Origin of the sequence: Pedobacter roseus (assembly GCF_014395225.1) — a bacterium.
GTDB classification, from domain to species: Bacteria; Bacteroidota; Bacteroidia; order Sphingobacteriales; family Sphingobacteriaceae; genus Pedobacter; species Pedobacter roseus.
The window spans coordinates 4,875,076-4,892,475 of record NZ_CP060723.1; the positions used below are offsets into that span (position 1 = coordinate 4,875,076).

The 17,400-nt window shown below is 37.4% G+C and carries 19 protein-coding genes; 18 read left to right on the forward strand and 1 reads right to left on the reverse strand.

All coding sequences use genetic code 11. The features are described 5' to 3' along the window. Position 1: 1 nt before the first annotated feature. From H9L23_RS20015 to H9L23_RS20060, 10 genes are all read left to right on the forward strand, one after another. Positions 2 to 2,863: a PD-(D/E)XK nuclease family protein gene (locus H9L23_RS20015; protein ID WP_187591996.1), complete on the forward strand. Its 2,862-nt coding sequence runs from the start codon at positions 2 to 4 to the stop codon at positions 2,861 to 2,863. Between the two features lie 116 nt (positions 2,864 to 2,979). Continuing rightward, complete coding sequence (tnpA, locus tag H9L23_RS20020) at positions 2,980 to 3,420, forward strand: IS200/IS605 family transposase (RefSeq protein ID WP_187591997.1); 441 nt, start codon at positions 2,980 to 2,982, stop codon at positions 3,418 to 3,420. A gap of 2 nt (positions 3,421 to 3,422) precedes the next feature. Next, positions 3,423 to 3,980, forward strand: a complete 558-nt coding sequence (locus tag H9L23_RS20025; protein ID WP_187591998.1) for a GNAT family N-acetyltransferase — start codon at positions 3,423 to 3,425, stop codon at positions 3,978 to 3,980. A 29-nt stretch (positions 3,981 to 4,009) separates the two neighbouring features. After that, positions 4,010 to 4,228 carry a hypothetical protein gene (locus H9L23_RS20030; RefSeq protein WP_187591999.1) on the forward strand — a complete coding sequence of 73 codons (219 nt, stop codon included), beginning with the start codon at positions 4,010 to 4,012 and terminating at the stop codon, positions 4,226 to 4,228. Next, positions 4,209 to 4,658: a nucleotidyltransferase gene (locus H9L23_RS20035; protein ID WP_187592000.1), complete on the forward strand. Its 450-nt coding sequence runs from the start codon at positions 4,209 to 4,211 to the stop codon at positions 4,656 to 4,658. Before H9L23_RS20030 ends, H9L23_RS20035 begins: the two co-directional genes overlap by 20 nt. A gap of 2 nt (positions 4,659 to 4,660) precedes the next feature. Continuing rightward, entirely contained in the window at positions 4,661 to 5,017 is a 357-nt protein-coding gene (locus H9L23_RS20040; RefSeq protein WP_187592001.1) for a bleomycin resistance protein, read from the forward strand. A 196-nt stretch (positions 5,018 to 5,213) separates the two neighbouring features. Beyond that, the gene (locus H9L23_RS20045; protein ID WP_025145374.1) at positions 5,214 to 6,200 is read left to right on the forward strand and encodes a pyruvate dehydrogenase complex E1 component subunit beta; all 987 of its coding nucleotides are present in this window, start codon (positions 5,214 to 5,216) and stop codon (positions 6,198 to 6,200) included. A 357-nt stretch (positions 6,201 to 6,557) separates the two neighbouring features. Then, a complete protein-coding gene (locus tag H9L23_RS20050) occupies positions 6,558 to 7,133 on the forward strand; it encodes a pentapeptide repeat-containing protein (RefSeq protein WP_187592002.1) in 576 nt (191 codons plus the stop codon). A gap of 33 nt (positions 7,134 to 7,166) precedes the next feature. Beyond that, a complete protein-coding gene (locus H9L23_RS20055) occupies positions 7,167 to 7,544 on the forward strand; it encodes an iron chaperone (RefSeq protein WP_187592003.1) in 378 nt (125 codons plus the stop codon). A gap of 116 nt (positions 7,545 to 7,660) precedes the next feature. Beyond that, positions 7,661 to 9,952, forward strand: coding sequence for a Tex family protein (locus tag H9L23_RS20060; RefSeq protein ID WP_187592004.1), 2,292 nt, complete (start codon positions 7,661 to 7,663; stop codon positions 9,950 to 9,952). Between the two features lie 72 nt (positions 9,953 to 10,024). Here the strand turns inward: H9L23_RS20060 and H9L23_RS20065 are convergent, their stop codons facing one another. Next, on the reverse strand, positions 10,025 to 11,113 hold the full coding sequence (locus tag H9L23_RS20065; protein ID WP_187592005.1) for a mechanosensitive ion channel family protein: 1,089 nt from the start codon (positions 11,111 to 11,113) through the stop codon (positions 10,025 to 10,027). A 148-nt stretch (positions 11,114 to 11,261) separates the two neighbouring features. Between H9L23_RS20065 and pnuC the strand changes: the two genes are divergently transcribed. The 8 genes from pnuC to tsf all read left to right on the forward strand — a co-directional run bounded on the left by pnuC (position 11,262) and on the right by tsf (position 17,386). Beyond that, positions 11,262 to 11,924: a nicotinamide riboside transporter PnuC gene (gene pnuC / locus H9L23_RS20070; protein WP_187592006.1), complete on the forward strand. Its 663-nt coding sequence runs from the start codon at positions 11,262 to 11,264 to the stop codon at positions 11,922 to 11,924. Then, positions 11,921 to 12,886, forward strand: a complete 966-nt coding sequence (locus H9L23_RS20075) for an AAA family ATPase (RefSeq protein WP_187592007.1) — start codon at positions 11,921 to 11,923, stop codon at positions 12,884 to 12,886. The genes pnuC and H9L23_RS20075 overlap by 4 nt, the downstream gene beginning before the upstream one ends. 42 nt (positions 12,887 to 12,928) lie before the next feature. Further along, a complete protein-coding gene (locus H9L23_RS20080) occupies positions 12,929 to 13,462 on the forward strand; it encodes an ORF6N domain-containing protein (protein ID WP_187592008.1) in 534 nt (177 codons plus the stop codon). A gap of 49 nt (positions 13,463 to 13,511) precedes the next feature. Continuing rightward, complete coding sequence (locus tag H9L23_RS20085; protein WP_187592009.1) at positions 13,512 to 14,339, forward strand: hypothetical protein; 828 nt, start codon at positions 13,512 to 13,514, stop codon at positions 14,337 to 14,339. A gap of 386 nt (positions 14,340 to 14,725) precedes the next feature. Beyond that, the gene (gene rplM / locus H9L23_RS20090; protein WP_010602007.1) at positions 14,726 to 15,169 is read left to right on the forward strand and encodes a 50S ribosomal protein L13; all 444 of its coding nucleotides are present in this window, start codon (positions 14,726 to 14,728) and stop codon (positions 15,167 to 15,169) included. Positions 15,170 to 15,172: 3 nt separating this feature from the next. Beyond that, positions 15,173 to 15,559 carry a 30S ribosomal protein S9 gene (gene rpsI / locus H9L23_RS20095; protein ID WP_187592010.1) on the forward strand — a complete coding sequence of 129 codons (387 nt, stop codon included), beginning with the start codon at positions 15,173 to 15,175 and terminating at the stop codon, positions 15,557 to 15,559. An 18-nt stretch (positions 15,560 to 15,577) separates the two neighbouring features. Next, positions 15,578 to 16,411, forward strand: a complete 834-nt coding sequence (gene rpsB, locus H9L23_RS20100) for a 30S ribosomal protein S2 (RefSeq protein ID WP_025145384.1) — start codon at positions 15,578 to 15,580, stop codon at positions 16,409 to 16,411. Positions 16,412 to 16,540: 129 nt separating this feature from the next. Continuing rightward, positions 16,541 to 17,386 carry a translation elongation factor Ts gene (gene tsf, locus H9L23_RS20105; RefSeq protein WP_187592011.1) on the forward strand — a complete coding sequence of 282 codons (846 nt, stop codon included), beginning with the start codon at positions 16,541 to 16,543 and terminating at the stop codon, positions 17,384 to 17,386. The last annotated feature ends 14 nt before the right edge of the window (positions 17,387 to 17,400 follow it).

The following is a 17,400-nucleotide window of genomic DNA, read 5'->3' on the forward strand; positions in this document are numbered from 1 at the left end:
TATGCAGATAAAACCATTTTTACAGGAAGTTGCCGAAGATTTAGTTGCCCGGTTTGGAAATCAGCTTGAAAACTGTGCCATTGTTTTTAACAACAAACGTCCATCTGCATATTTGCAAAAACACCTTGCCGATATTATTGGGAAACCATTTTTCAGCCCGTCATTTTTTACCATACAGGAATTCTTTGCCAGTTCTACCAGTTATAAAATAGCCGATTTTTACCTGCAGTTTTTCACCCTTCACAGAATTTATAACCAACTGCTTGCAGAAGAGAAGCTGGAAAACATATCAAGCCATAAGTTTTTTCCCTTAGCAAAGATCATATTAAGTGATTTCAACCAGATTGATGCCGATCTGGTAGATGCCGGGAAATTGTACCGTGACCTGGAAGATATTTCGATGATCAATAAAGATTTCGATTATTTAAGTCCAGAGCAATACGAGTTTCTTGCACAGTTCTGGACTTCCTATTCGGAAGGTAAACATAAAAAACAGCAGGAACTGTTCATAAAGATGTGGCGAAGGATGCCTAAGCTTTACCATAAATATCACGCTATGCTTAAAGAGCAGGGTTATTTAACCAATGGTTCGGTTTACCGTTATCTGGCGGATGATATTACCAACCATCAGGAGTTTATTTCCAATTTTGATAAAGGGAAGATTATTTTCGTCGGTTTTAATGCTTTGAGCAGTGCCGAGGCTAAAATATTTACCCAGTTACAGGAAACCGGCAAAGCATTGTTTTATTTTGATGCCGACACCTATTATTTAGATGATGCCTCGCAGGAGGCAGGTTTATTTTTACGTAAAAACATCAACCAGCTTGGATTGAAAAATGAATTTGCAGGGCAGGAAAGTTTAATGAAATCTGCCCCGCACCATGTAAATGTTTATAAGGTTCAGGGACAATCGGCACAGGCTAAAATCCTGAACAATATTTTAACCGAAGATTATACCGCAGCAGAAACTGTTGGAAAAACAGTAGTGGTTTTGGCTGATGAAAGCCTGTTGATTCCGACACTACAAACAATTCCAACTCACCTGAATGGAAAAGAAATCGACCTCAATGTAACCATGGGTTTTGCTTTGTCAACCTCGAGTATATTCGGTTTGGTTGATTTATGGTTGGGGAGTCAGCTAGAGATTTTACAGCGGGATAAAGTAAGTTACAAAAATGTAGAAGCTTTTTTAACCCATCCCTTAACAGGCCTTACCCAAAAAATGCGGGATAAAATTTTAACTGCATTGTTGGAAGAAAACCAGGTGGAGATCGACCATAAACGCCTGTTGCGCCAAAGTGGACTGTTTGAAACTTTTTATAAAAAAATCGACGATCCGCAGCATGTGGTCACAAATTTACTTGATGTGCTCGATTATGTGTTAACCCGTTTATCCAATGCAAAAACGCTCAAAAAAATCGATGCAGAACTATTTGTAAAAACCATACAGGAATTAAATCGTTTGCACGATACCTTTAGCAACCACATTGGTAAGGAAGAAATCCCCTTTGTAATTTACCTCGTTCAAAAATCACTGCAGGCTATTGCAGTTCCACTTTCAGGCGATCCGCTGAACGGGATTCAAGTAATGGGATTGCTCGAAACCCGCAACTTAAATTTCGACAAAGTGGTGATTTTAGGCTTTAATGAAGGTATTATTCCAAAATCATCCATTGGCAATAGTTTTATTCCTGATTCTATTCGTCGTGTTTATGGTTTGCCTGTACTCGAAAATCTGGACGCCATTTCCTCTTACATGGTATACCGTCTATTACAGCGGGCAAACAATATCAATTTTGTCTATAATAGCTTGACAGATGAATCTACTTCAGGTGAAGCCAGTAGGATTTTAAAGCAGCTTGAGTATGAAAGCGGTTTCGATTTCAACTATAACGAACTTAATCTCGAGGTAAAAACCGAACCTTTTAAAGAAATCAAGATCGAAAAAACTAATAATGCCTTTATCCAGGAAACACTTCAAAAATACCTCGATAAAAAGAAGGTGCTTTCACCATCTGCACTTACCCAATACATTTCCAATCCGATAGATTTCTTTTTCAATTACATTGCAGGCATTAAAGAACCTAAAGAGATCAGTGCAGTAGTAGAAGCCAACGAAATCGGTTCGATTTTGCACAAAGTGATGGAATATTTTTACGAGGACTTAAGATCGGCAGAAATTACTGCAGAGCGGATTAAAGAGAAAAGGAAACAGATTCCCACGCTGATACAAAAGGGTTTTAATGCCGTGATGTTTAAAAATCCAGATACGGTGATGGAATATAAAGGAATGCAAAAGGTAATTTTATCAATTGTTGATGCTTATGTAAATATCATTTTAAATCAGGATGAAGCTCAAACGCCGTTCAACATCATCAGCCTCGAACAGAAAGTTGAGGCAGAGATTAGTTTCCCGCTAAAAGGAAAAGAAGTCAGCGTAAAAATATTTGGTTTTATCGATCGTGTGGATGTAAAGGATGGCGTAACCAAAATTATCGATTACAAAACCGGAAGTGATAAATTAACCTTTAAGGATATACCTGAATTATTTAACTCTGACGGCAAACACATCAACAAAGCCTTAATCCAAACCTTATTATACACCTACGCTTACGAACAGTTCTCTGGGAAAAGCTTTGTTGAACCTAATTTATATGTAGTAAAAACCATGAGCGCAGACGGCGTTTGGTTTAAATCGGGCAGGCAAAACCTATCTGGGGCCTATCTTGAAGAAATTAAACCCGAATTTCTTGCCGAACTAAGAAAAAAACTGACCGAACTTTTTGAAGCCCCTTATTTTGTAGCCAGCGCGGTTGAGGATAACTACAAATATTCTATTTATAAAACTTTGTTTGGGAAATAATTCTCATTGCTGTTGGCTTCAGCCAACGCCAATGAATAGATAACATCGCTTTTCTTCGCAGTCTGCTTTAGCAGACTGCAAAAATTTCTTATATTAGACTAATCAATCTATCAAATATGTCGTATGTAAGAATTTGGGTTCACCTGGTGTTCTCAACCAAAAACCGACATCCCTATTTAACAAAAAACATCCGCTATAAAGTTCAAAATCATATTATAGAAAACTGTAGAGAAAAAGCTATTTTTCTACAAGCTATTAATGGGTACACAGAACACATGCATTGTCTTATATCTCTAGGAAGAGAACAAACAATTGCAAAAGTAGCCCAACTCATTAAGGGAGAATCTGAATATTGGATCAACAAAAATATGTTGACAGATACTCCTTTTATGTGGCAGGAAGATTATTTTGCCGTATCAGTTAGCGAATCTGGGCTGCAAGCTGTCACCAGCTATATTAAAAATCAAGAAATTCATCATGCAAAAAAATCATTTCAATTTGAAGTCAAAGAATTTGTAGATAAATATGGTTTTACATTAGAAAAAGAAGATCTTTAAAAATGCTAACCTTAAATTTCACAAAATTCCCTGTACTCGAAACCGAACGCCTAATCCTACGCGAACACGATCTTGCCGATGCCGAAACCCTTTTTGCCATGCGCACTAATGAAACGGTAATGAAATACATTGATAGAGAAAGGCCAAAAGATATTTTCGAAATCAAGGATTTTATCTCCCGTTTCAGAAATGGCTATGAAAATGGCGACAATCTTGCCTGGGTAATTGCTTTAAAAGAAAACCCCAACCAGATGATTGGCTCTGTAGGTTATTGGCGAACCGATTTTGCCAACCACCGTGCAGAGATTGGTTATATGCTCCACCCTGATTATTGGAGACAGGGAATTATCTCCGAAGCACTAAAAAGATCAATCAATTTTGGCTTTAATGAAGTTAACCTGCATACCATCAGTGCAAACATCAATGTAGGAAATGATGCATCAAGGCAAATGCTAATTAAACATGGCTTTGTAAAAGAAGCGCATTTTAAACAAGATTACTATTTTAGGGGGCAATTTCTAGATAGCGAGATTTATGGATTATTAAATCCAAATCATTAAATCAAACTAAACATTTTTTATATTTGAGTATGTACCGTTTAGATAGAACAGCATTTAGTGCACAAACCGCAAAAGAAGCTAGTAAAGCCGATAGGGTTTATTATAAAAATCTGTCGTGGCAAGAGCGTTTAAGGATTGCGAACTATTTAAATAGCGTAGCCTATAACTATCCTGAAAATAATCCCCAAAGATGGATAAATCTATATTTTCGATTAGAAGTAGAAAGTAATGGGAAATATTTTCAATGATGATTTCCGCGAATTTATTCAGGCTCTTAATAACCAGGGTGTAAAGTATATTCTGGTGGGTGGATATTCCGTAATACTTCATGGATATTCAAGGACAACTGGGGATATGGATATTTGGGTTGAGAGAACGGAAGAAAATTATAGAAAAATATTCAATGCTTTTTTTCAATTTGGAATGCCTGTGTTTGATATGACCAAAGACAACTTTCTTCATCATCCAGATTGGGAGGTTTTTAGTTTCGGACGTCCACCGGTATCAATTGATTTAATGATTATTGTAAAAGGATTAAATTTTGATGAATGTTATCCAAATTCAGTTTTTTTTGAAGAAGATGGATTAAAAATCAGAACTATAAATTATAATGACCTTTTACTTGCTAAAAAATCGGCCGCAAGGGCAAAGGATATTAATGATTTAGAAAATTTATAACAATGTTTAAAACTGCTACGCCAATTCTTGCCTCGTTAAATGCAGAAGAAACCATAAAATTCTACACCGAAAAACTGGGTTTCACCTTCCATAACAATTGGGATGGTTATGTTATTTTTAGTAAAGACGACATTAGCATCCACCTGTGGCCCACTGATGACGAAAGCATCCCTAAAAACACAGGTTGTTATATTTATGTTACTGCAGTTGATGAACTTTATGCTGCCTATTCCGAACAAGGAGTAGTCCATCCAAACGGAAAATTAAAAAATATGCCCTGGGGCATGAGGCAGTTCTCCATTTTAGATAACAGCGGCAATATTATCCATTTTGGAGAAGATATTTCGGAAAAAGCCTAAGCTTTAATACAAAAAGCTTAACAAAAAGGCAATTACCCAATAATATTTCTTTCTTAAACCACTTAGCAAAAAATACCGCTTAAAAAACGCTGAATAATGAATTAAAACACCTATAATTATTACAAAACATAGGCATTTTAGCCTTTGGTTTCAAAGCGATTAATAATTATATTTGCCACCGTTATTAAAATTTACAATGAGAGAAATCCAATTTAGAGAAGCACTACGCGAAGCCATGAGCGAAGAAATGCGTAAAGATGACCGCGTTTTTTTATTAGGTGAAGAAGTAGCAGAATATAACGGAGCGTACAAAGTAAGTCAGGGTATGCTTGATGAGTTTGGTGCGAAACGTATTATCGATACCCCAATTGCCGAATTAGGTTTCGCAGGTATTGCAACTGGTGCCGCAACAGCAGGCCTTATTCCAATTGTGGAATTTATGACCTTTAACTTCTCATTAGTAGCTATTGATCAGATTATCAACGGTGCTGCTAAAATTTTATCAATGAGTGGTGGTCAGTTCTCATGCCCTATGGTTTTCCGCGGCCCAACTGGTAACGCAGGTCAATTAGGTGCACAGCACTCTCAAAACTTCGAAAACTGGTTTGCAAACACACCAGGCTTAAAGGTTGTTGTTCCTTCAACTCCTTATGATGCAAAAGGATTATTAAAACAAGCTATCATTGATCCGGATCCGGTTATTTTCATGGAATCAGAGGTAATGTACGGCGATAAAGGCGACGTTCCTGCAGAAGAATATTATATCGAATTTGGTAAAGCTAATGTAACTAAACAAGGTACTGACGTAACCATCGTAACTTTCGGTAAAATGTTAACACGCGTGGTTAATCCAGCCGTAGAAGAATTAACTAAAGAAGGAATTAATGTTGAGGTGATCGATTTACGTACCGTACGTCCTATCGATTATGATACCATTATTGCTTCGGTTAAGAAAACAAACCGTTTGGTTGTTGTAGAAGAAGCCTGGCCTTTAGCATCTCTTTCTGGAGAGATTGCATTTATGGTACAGAAACATGCATTTGATTACTTAGACGCACCGGTTTTACGCATAACCTGTGCCGATGTTCCACTTCCATACTCACCAACTTTAATCGCGGCGAGCTTACCAAATGCTGATCGTGTAGTTAAAGCGGTAAAAGAAGTAATGTACGTTAAAAAATAAATGCCAGTCTCAGCGTAGTCTGTCAGTCTGAGCGTAGTCGAAGACCAAAAACATATAAATCCTCCAAAGAAATTTGGGGGATTTTTTTATTTCCCCTTTTCCGTGTCCTCTGTGTTTCCGTGGCAAATATTCGAAAATTTATGTTCAGTAATCCTTCGGTTTAATCAGCCCCGCCATTCATTGCAATCTTTTTGGATAAGCTTGTCAGCATATTCAAGGTTGCTGCAACCAAAAAGTATTTCCATTTCTGTCTGGTTTAGTTAACCCCTGTCTGTATAAAAAACACAATTCAGTTTCCTGCTCAGAGCCAAAAAACCACACTAAATTTTTATATTCGTCGTAAAATAAATTCCCTATATGCCCGACAATTACATAGCCGACCAAACATTCGAAAAAACCGATTTTACTATACGGGCGCTCACAAAAGCAGAATACGAAAACTGTAAATTCATCAACTGCAATTTCTCGGGGTCTGACTTAAGTGGTGTGAAGTTTTTAGACTGCGAATTTATTTCCTGCAATTTAAGTTTGGCCAGCCTAACCAAAACCTCTTTTATAGACATCAATTTTCAAGGCTGTAAAATGCTGGGCTTACGGTTCGAAAACTGCAACGATTTTGGTTTGGCATTCAGCTTTAACAACTGCAAACTGGACCATTCCTCTTTTTATAAATTAAAACTAAAGAAAACGGCTTTTAAAAATTCTCAATTGCATGAAGTCGATTTTTCTGAAAGTGACTTAGCAAACGCAACTTTTGAGAATTGCGATTTATTAAATGCTACTTTTGATAGGACTATCCTCGAAAAAGCAGATTTCAAAACAGCTTACAATTATTCCATAGATCCGGATAACAACAGGATCAAAAAAGCAAGATTTTCAAAATCAGGACTCGCAGGGTTATTGCACAAATACGATATACAGATTAGCGAATAATATTTGTAAATTCACCTTGCAAAACCATCAGATATGGATCAGCCTAAACCAGAAAATATTGATCAATATATCGCGAGGTTCCCTGTTGAAACGCAAAAGTTATTGCAAAAGGTTCGTGAAACCATCCAGCAGGCGGCACCAGAAGCTAAAGAGGTGATCAGCTACGGTATGCCAGCATTTAAACAACACACTGTGCTGGTATATTTTGCAGGTTATGCTAAACACATCGGTTTTTATCCAACCAGCTCAGGTATAGAAAATTTTAAGGATGAATTTGCCAATTATAAATGGAGCAAGGGTGCCGTTCAGTTTCCTTTAGATAAGCCCCTACCTCTGGAACTGATTACGAGGATAACAAAGTTTAAAGCGGAAAAAGATCTAGAGAAAGTGAAGAAAAAGAAAGCGATGTGACGCTATTTTTTCTCAAAAACTTACTCACAAATTTCGGTGGAAAACTTCATTTTAAAAATCCTTAAATAACGCAAATCCTCATTAGCTTTGCTTCCTTTAATTTTACCCATTAGGATATGTTAAGCCACCATAAAATAATTGCAGCCGAATTAAAAGTTGCAGAAAAACAAGTAACCGCAACCGTAAACCTGTTAGATGAAGGTGCAACAGTACCTTTTATTTCACGTTACCGTAAAGAGGCAACCGGTAGTTTAGACGAGGTTGAGGTAGCCGCAATCCGCGATAGGGTGTTGCAATTACGCGATTTGGACAAACGCCGTGAAGCGATTTTAAAATCGATGACCGAACTCGGTAAATTAACCCCAGAACTTGAAAAACAGATTAACGAAGCGGAAACCATTTCGCTGCTAGAAGATATTTACCTGCCATATAAACCAAAACGTAAAACACGTGCATCGGTGGCAAAAGAAAAAGGACTGGAACCTTTAGCCCTGCAAATATTTGATCAAAGCAATTTTGACTTAAGTACGGAAGCAGATAAATTTATCGATACTGAAAAAGGTGTAAACTCCCTCGATGAAGCTTTGGCTGGTGCCAGGGATATCATTGCTGAAATGATATCTGAAAATGCTGAAGCCCGTACCAAAATGCGCACCTATTTTCAGGAAAAATCAGCTTTTAAATCGGAAGTAATTAAAGGAAAAGAAGAAGAAGGTATTAAATACAAAGATTACTTCGAATGGAGCGAGCCGGTTAAAACAGCTGCATCACACCGGGTTTTGGCCATGCGCCGTGGCGAAAAAGAGTTAATTTTACGGTTAGATGCGCTACCTCCTGCAGAAGAAGCGGTTGCTATTTTAGAAAATCAGTTTATTTTAGGTAATAATGCAGCGTCAAAACAAGTTCAGCAGGCTTTAGAAGATGGTTATAAACGTTTGTTGGAACCAGCAATGGAAACTGAATTACGCGTATTAACCAAACAGAAGGCGGATGAAGAAGCGATCCGTGTTTTTGCAGAAAATGCACGTCAGTTGTTATTGGCGGCACCAATGGGGCAAAAAAATGTATTGGCGATTGATCCTGGTTTCCGTACGGGCTGTAAAGTGGTTTGTTTAGATAAGCAAGGTCAGTTATTAGAAAACACAGCAATTTACCCTCATACCGGACAAGGCAATGTAAAAAATGCCGAATTCACCATCCAACAACTTTGTGAAAAATATGATATTGAAGCCATTGCCATTGGTAACGGTACCGCAGGAAGAGAAACTGAAGCGTTTGTTCGTGCTTTGAATTTACCGCACATCACCATCGTAATGGTTAACGAAAGTGGCGCATCCATTTATTCCGCTTCAGATGTGGCCAGAGAAGAATTTCCTACGCAGGATATTACGGTGCGTGGTGCCGTTTCAATTGGTCGCCGTTTAATGGATCCATTGGCCGAATTGGTAAAAATCGATCCAAAATCTATCGGTGTTGGCCAGTACCAGCATGATGTTGATCAGAATAAATTACAGGCGAGTTTAGATGATACGGTAATCAGCGCTGTAAATGCTGTTGGGGTAGAGCTAAATACAGCTTCTAAACAAATTTTAGCTTATGTATCAGGTTTAGGGCCAACTTTAGCGCAGAATATTGTTGATTACAGAAATACCCACGGCGCATTTAAAAACCGCGAAAGTTTGAAAAAAGTCCCTCGCTTAGGCGACAAAGCTTATGAGCAGGCTGCAGGTTTCTTACGCATCCGCAATGCGGAGAATGTTTTGGATACCAGTGGCGTTCACCCTGAGCGTTATGCCGTAGTAGATAAAATGGCTAAAGACCTGGGAACAACCGTTGCAGCGCTGATGAAAGATACACAGTTGCAAAAACAGATCAAGCCACAACAATATGTGACCGATGAAATTGGTTTGCCTACCTTGAATGATATTCTAAAAGAACTGGCAAAACCAGGCCGCGACCCACGTGAGCAGTTTGAGGCTTTCAGCTTTACTGATGGCGTAAATGAAATTGCCGATTTAAGAACAGGCATGAAACTGCCGGGAATTGTAACCAACATTACCAATTTTGGTGCTTTTGTTGATATAGGCGTTCATCAGGATGGCCTGGTACACACCAGCCAATTGGCCAACCGTTTTGTCGCCAACCCTAATGATATAGTAAAAGTGCACCAAAAGGTAGAAGTTACCATAATGGAAGTTGATGTTGCCCGTAAAAGGATTTCACTATCTATGAAAACTGAAACTAGTCCGAAGTCTGAAGTCCGTAGTCGGGAGTCTAAAGAGCACAAGCCAAAGCAAGAATACAAACCTAACAACAGTAAGCCTAATTTTAAACCCCGCAATGAACCAAAAGATGCTGATGGCGATTTACAGGAAAAATTAGCAAAGCTAAAAGGTATGTTTAAATAAAAAAATCGTCATTTCGACTGAACGATAACGGAATGGAGAAATCTTTGAACACATTCGAAATAGATTTCTCCACTACGGTTGAAATGACGATCTATCTATATCCCTAAACTCCAACCTTTTCTTTTGTAAACTTTCCGGATAATTGGTTTGAATAAAATAAATCATTGCTTCCCTTACATAACACCTTAAATCGAAAGCTTTTGACGAATTGGAGGCACTCATTAAAAAACGCACCTCAATGGCACCATCTTTAGTGCTATCGGTAACCTGCACTACATTTACCCGTTTATCCCACAATACATTTGCATTCAGCAAACGCGTTAGTTCCTCGCGCAAAGGTTCAATAGGAATAGTATAATCAAGGTATAAAAAAACAGTTCCTAACAGGTCGGCAGAAACTCGTGTCCAGTTCTGAAAAGGTTTTTCTATAAAATAGTTTATCGGTAAAATCAACCTGCGTTGATCCCATATATTAACCACCACATAAGTGAGGGTTATTTCTTCTACCTTTCCCCATTCACCCTCCACAATTAAAACATCATCAATCCTGATGGGCTGCGTAAAAGCAATCTGAAAACCCGCCAATAAATTTCCCAGTGATTTTTGCGCAGCAAAACCAATGATAATTCCCCCTATTCCAACCCCCGTAAGCAAACCCGCCCCAATTTTGCGCATACTATCAAAACTCAATAAAATAATGGCTGCAGTAATTAAAATGATGAGCGAAACGATAAATTTCCTAACAAACTGTAGCTGCGTCCTTATTTTTCGCTCTTTCAGGTTATTTTCCTTATTCAGATCGTATTTCAGGTAAAAGTAATCCTCCAATACATTTATTAAACGCACCAATATTAATGCAAAAGTGATGGTTAAGGCAATTTCTAACGCTTTCGTAATGGGCAACCTAAATGAGGGCGACATCTCCATTAATGTAAGCGAAAAATTAAGCAACAACAATGGAATAAAAACCGCAACCGGCCTTCTTAAATGTTTAATGGTTGATTTTATAATAATAAAATCCCACCAGCGCGAAAGCAGGATAAAAGTTTTATGGATGATAAACTTGATCATAATCCCCAGCAAAACTGCTACTAAACCAATAATCAGGTTTTTAAAAAACAAAGGAATTGGATAACCGAAAATCTGGTCGATATACTGCATACAAGAAATTTGCTGGTTAATAAATACGGCGGTAAGCCAATAGATATTCTTATAACAGCTATATTTTTGGATTGTTTGCCAACAGAAAATCAATAGGCGGAAATAAATTATTTACATTAGTCTTTTATAGATCTTTTAAAAGAAAGAAATGAGTTTTTTTGATGCCCATAGTATATTTTTTACGGTTCTTGGCTATAAAATGAGCTATCTGGAATTTTTCGCAGTAATTACCGGGATTATTTCTGTTGTTCTTTCTGCAAAAGCAAGTGTTTGGAGCTGGCCAGCAGGTATCGTTAATGTTTTTCTATCAGCCTTTTTATATTACCAAAGCCAGCTTTATCCCGATATGTTTTTAATGGTTTTCTTCTTTGTAACCAATATTATGGGCTGGTGGCGCTGGACCAATCCGAAACCTGGTGAAGAAGATAAAAACAAAGAACTTAAAATCAGCTTTATGCCCCTGAGGCAGTTTTTAATGTTACTGGCTGTTGGCATTGTTGGCACATTTTTGATGGGTACTTTAGCTGGTCAGCTCCATAATTGGCTTCCATTGTTATTTAATTTACCAAGTGCCTACCCTTTTGTTGATTCGTTTATTTTTGTAATGAGTGTAATCACCACTTTTTTAATGATCCAGAAAAGGGTAGAATGTTGGATTATCTGGTTAATTATTGATGTTGTGGCTACTTACTTATATTTTTTAAAAGGCATCAAGTTTATGGGGGTAGAATATTTCGTCTTCACTATTATAGCGGCCTTTGCACTGTGGCATTGGATTAAAGAATACAGAAGTTATTCTAAAACAGCATGAAAAGGGGATTAGTTATAGGCAAGTTTATGCCAATCCATAAAGGGCATATTGCCCTGATTAATTTTGCTGCTGCACATTGCGATGAGTTGATTGTATCGATGAGCTTTACCCCTGAAGACAAAATTGACCCGGTATTGCGTTTTCAATGGATAAAGCAAATATTTAAAAGCAAGCCCAATATTAAGCCAGCCATTATTGCTGATGATTTTGATGACGAAACCTTGCCCCTAAGTGAGCGAACCAATATATGGGCCATCAGAATGCGGGAGGTTTATCCAAAAATTGATATGCTATTCAGTTCTGAATTTTATGGACCACCCTTCGCCCATAATTTACAGGCAGAACATATCCTCTTTGATGAGCCAAGGAAATTCGTCCCGATTTCTGCTACGCTGATCAGAAACCATCCTTTCCAATATTGGGAATTTATCCCTGAACAAGTGAGACCATATTTTACAAAAAAGATTTGTTTCTACGGACCGGAAAGCACCGGAAAATCGACTATGGCCGAAAAGATGGCTGTACATTACCATACCGTTTTTGTTCCCGAAGTTGCACGCGAATTAATTACCTCTAACGATATCACTGTTGACGACATTATCAAAATAGGTAAAGCACAAACAGAAAGGATAAAAGAAAAAACAAGCATTGCCAATAAAATCGTTTTTTGCGATACGGACTTAATCACCACAAAAATATATTCGCAATATTATTTAAATCAGGTTCCAGATATCCTTAACGATCTTGAAAATGAAATCAGTTACGATTTATATTTCTTATTGGATATTGATGTAGAATGGGTTGCTGATCATCTCCGCGATTTTGGCGACAGGCGTTTGGAAATGTTTAATCTGTTTAAAAGGGAACTCGAAAAGCGGGGTATTAACTATATCCACATAAGTGGAAATTATCATGAACGTGAAGAGAAAATCAAAAAAATTATAGATTCTACTTTGCAATAAATAATTCTATTTTTTGTATCTTCAATTCAAATCCAAAATGATATGACAGCTAAACAAGTGCTTCCTATCATCCCTGACAATATTGTAGTTAATAAAATTTACGAGGTAAGAGGCCTTAAAGTGATGCTTGATAGTGATCTGGCTGAGCTTTATGGTGTAGAAACTAAACGCCTTAATGAGCAAGTTGGGAGAAATCCCGATCGATTCCCTGGAGATTTCATGTTTCAACTCACTGATGAGGAGTGGTTAAACTTGAAGTCGCAAATTGCGACTTCAAGTTGGGGTGGCAGAAGAAAACTACCCTTTGTTTTTACCGAACATGGTATACTAATGCTTTCAAGTGTACTAAACAGCAAGCAAGCCATACAGGTAAATATTCAGATTGTAAGGATTTTCACGCGCATACGTCAATTCATTATCGACAGTGGCGAGCTTAAACTCGAAATTGAAGAAATTAAACATAAAGTAAGCAATCAGGATAAAAACATCGAACTGGTTTTTACTTATCTGGATAAACTGATCGATAAGAAAATTGGGCCAAGGAAAAGAATTGGCTACATGCCAGATGATTTGTAATTTTTATTTTCTCTTTAAAATACTATTTTTGAGTATCTAATCATCAATAATGAAAAAACATACGCTCTTACTTGCTCTTATAAGTATTCTTTTCTATTCATGCGCTAAGAAAGGTGAAAATTCACAATCTACACCGAAGAAAATTGAAAGGATTATCATTTCGCCGGAGTACCTGCTTCAATCTAAATCATCAGAAATATATATCGGAGTCAGGTATTTTAAAGATTACAGCGACAAAGACAATATCACGCTTAGCTTGAACGGCCAGACTGGAACTCAGCTATCAGAAATAACTGCACAGCTAGAGGGAACCAGTTTGTTATTCAAATTTAATGCAGTAAATCAAACAGGCGATTTTAAGATTAGATGTGTTATTAAAAATGACCAGAACTCTCTTGATCAGGAACAAACCTTAAGGCTTGTTAACGATTTTAGCATAAACTCGGTTTGGAACAGCCTTGATAAAAATTATTCATCGTCATTTTCCAGTTATGCCGACCGGCTTAAAACAACTGGTTATACCCTAAGACTCGTTTCAAGCACAAGCACGAATGTTCAGTTTGGTGCGTATTTTGAAAACTATGCCTATTCAAATCTGTATGTCAGTAAATCTTTCATCGCAGGGCTTGCAGGTATTTACTCCCTCGTTTATAATGACCTTGGCCTTCAGCAAATAAAAATCAATAATGGTTCACCAGACGTTGATCAAAACTTTTCGACAGCTAAGTTCTATGCAGATGTAACGGCAAATTATGGCAATTATGTTTCACAGAGCAACACCGGCAGTGGGAAAGTTACCGTATTTAAAAACGGAATCTATACCCTGACGGTTACCGAAACGCCAGCTTTGGTATCTACAATAATTACAAAGTCTTAGAATTGTATTTTTAGATTAGCCAGGTTTTTTTTTAAAAACTTAACATACTTCCGCCAACCCACATTTCCTAAACGGGATTGCAGCGATATCCTTTTTTGTTTTTCGCTTTGACAAATTAGTAGCACTGTAGCAAGAAATTTGTCAAAGCTTAAAAAAACAAAAAAGATTTAGCGCAAAGCCCGACTGGAACAACCAAAAGAACTATAGGTTTTGCTTTACAAAAAATCGCCAATTAGATTGCCACATCGCTGCGCTCTTCGCAATGACGACAATTTTATATCAAAAATTTTCTCTTCAACTATTTGATAATAAAAGTATTCTACCTATCTTTGCAGTCCCAAATTTAATGGGAATAATAAATTGTTTAATAAATTAAATACAAGCAAGTGAATACGTTAAGTTACAAAACTGTCTCGGCCAATGCGAAAACTGTTAACAAACAGTGGATTGTTGTTGATGCGCAAGGCGAGATTTTGGGGCGCTTGTCATCGAAGATCGCTATGATCATCCGTGGTAAAAACAAGCCTGAGTACACCCCACACGTAGATTGCGGCGATAACGTAATTGTTATCAATGCAGACAAGGTTAAATTGACAGGAAACAAATTCAGCGAAAAGCAATATGTTTCTTATACTGGTTATCCAGGTGGTCAACGTTTTATTTCTCCTAAGGAGTTAATGGCGAAACACCCTCAACGTGTAATCGAGAAAGCGGTACGTGGTATGTTACCGAAAACTAAATTGGGTAAAAAACTTTACACCAATCTTTTTGTGTATGCAGGTGAAACTCACCCTCATGCAGCTCAGTCTCCAAAAACCATTAAACTTTAAGAAATGTCAGTTACTAACACTTCAGGAAGAAGAAAAACAGCTGTTGCACGTATCTACTTAAAAGATGGTGCTGGCGCAATTACCGTTAACGGTAAAGATCACAAAGAATATTTCCCAACTTTACCTTTGCAATATATCGTAAACCAAAGTTTAGAGGTTTCTGAACTTACCGGCCGTTATGATATTACTGTAAACGTACAAGGTGGTGGAGTAAAAGGACAAGCAGAAGCTGTTCGTTTAGCTATTGCTAAGGCGATTGTTGAACTAGATGCGGAGAAAAAACCTGCTTTACGTGCTAAAGGTTTAATGACACGTGATAACCGTATGGTTGAGCGTAAAAAACCAGGACGTGCTAAAGCCCGTAAGAAATTCCAATTCAGTAAACGTTAATCACAGGAGGCAAACACAATGGCAAGAACAACTTATCAAGACTTATTGGATGCAGGTGTACACTTTGGTCACCTTACCCGTAAATGGAATCCAAAAATGGCTCCTTACATTTTCATGGAGCGTAATGGAATTCACATTATAGATTTAAATAAAACTTTAACTAAAACTGAAGAAGCTGCGGCTGCGATTAAACAAATCGTAAAATCAGGACGTAAAGTATTATTCGTTTCTACAAAGAAACAAGCAAAAGGAATCGTAGCTGAACAAGCTAAAAAAGTAAACATGCCTTTCGTAACTGAGCGTTGGTTAGGTGGTATGTTAACTAACTTTGCTACTGTTCGCAAGTCAATCAAAAAGATGTCTAACATCGATAAAATGACTAAAGACGGTACTTATGCGATCTTATCTAAAAAAGAGCGTTTAATGATTCAGCGTGAGCGTATTAAATTAGAATCACTTTTAGGTGGTATTGCTGATTTAAACCGTTTACCTGCAGCTTTATTCTTAATTGATGTTAAGAAAGAGCACATCGCAGTAACTGAAGCGTTAAAATTAAACATCCCAACTTTTGCGATGGTTGATACAAACTCTGATCCTTCTAACATCGATTTCCCTATCCCGGCGAATGATGATGCTACAAAATCTATCTCTTTAATTACTGATGTAATTATCAAAGCGATCGAAGAAGGTTTAGATGAGCGTAAACGCGAAAAAGATGATGAGGCTGAAAAAGAAGCAGTAGCTGCTAAAGCTGCGGCTGATGCTCCGGAAGCAAAAGAGCCAAGACGTAAAAAAGCTGCTGAGGCAGAAGTTGAAGCGTCAGCATCAGAAGAAACTAAAACAGAAGAATAGTAATATTTTTTAATTGCAGGTTACTGGTTTCAGGTTTTAAGTTGGCTTAACATGAGTTTAACTTGGCGCTTGTAACTTGTAACCTGTAATTGTTATAACAAGATTGTAAACTTTAAAAAAGGAAATAAAATGTCTACAGTACAAATTACTGCCGCAGATGTAAATAAACTACGCCAACAAACTGGTGCTGGTATGATGGATTGCAAAAAAGCTTTAGTTGAAGCTAACGGCGATTTCGAAGCTGCTGTTGATTTATTGCGTAAAAAAGGTCAGAAAGTATCTGCCGCTCGTTCTGGTAATGCTACTTCTGAAGGTCTGGTATCAATCGCTGTTTCAGCTGATGGAACAAACGGTAAATTAGTTGCTTTAGCTTGCGAAACTGAGCCAGTTTCTAAAGTTGAAGATTTCCGTAACCTGGCTCAAGCCGTTTTGGCTGCTGCAGTTGCCAACAATCCTTCTTCTGCTGAAGAATTATCAGCAATTACTTTGGAAGACGGACGTACAGTTGCTGAAACCATAACTGAACTAACTGGTAAAATCGGAGAGAAGATCGTTATCCAAGAATATGCAAATATATCTGGTGAAAAAATCGTTTCTTATATCCATTCTAATGGTAAAATGGGTGTTTTAGTAGTATTTGAAGGCGCTAATGGCGTAGATATTACTGAAGCTGGTAAAGATGTTGCAATGCAAATTGCTGCAATGAGTCCAATTGCTGTTGATAAAGACGGTGTTGATCCTGCTACTATTGAACGTGAAATCGAGATTGCTAAAGACGTTATCCGTCAAGAAGGCAAACCAGAAGAAATGGTTGAAAAAATTGCTGCTGGTAAATTGAATAAATTCTACAAAGACAGTACTTTATTAAACCAGGAGTTTGTTAAAGATAGCTCAGTAGATGTTCGTAAATTTTTAGATAACACTTCTAAAGGTTTAACAGTATCTGCTTTCAAACGTGTACAATTAGGTGCATAAGCACTAGAAAAACA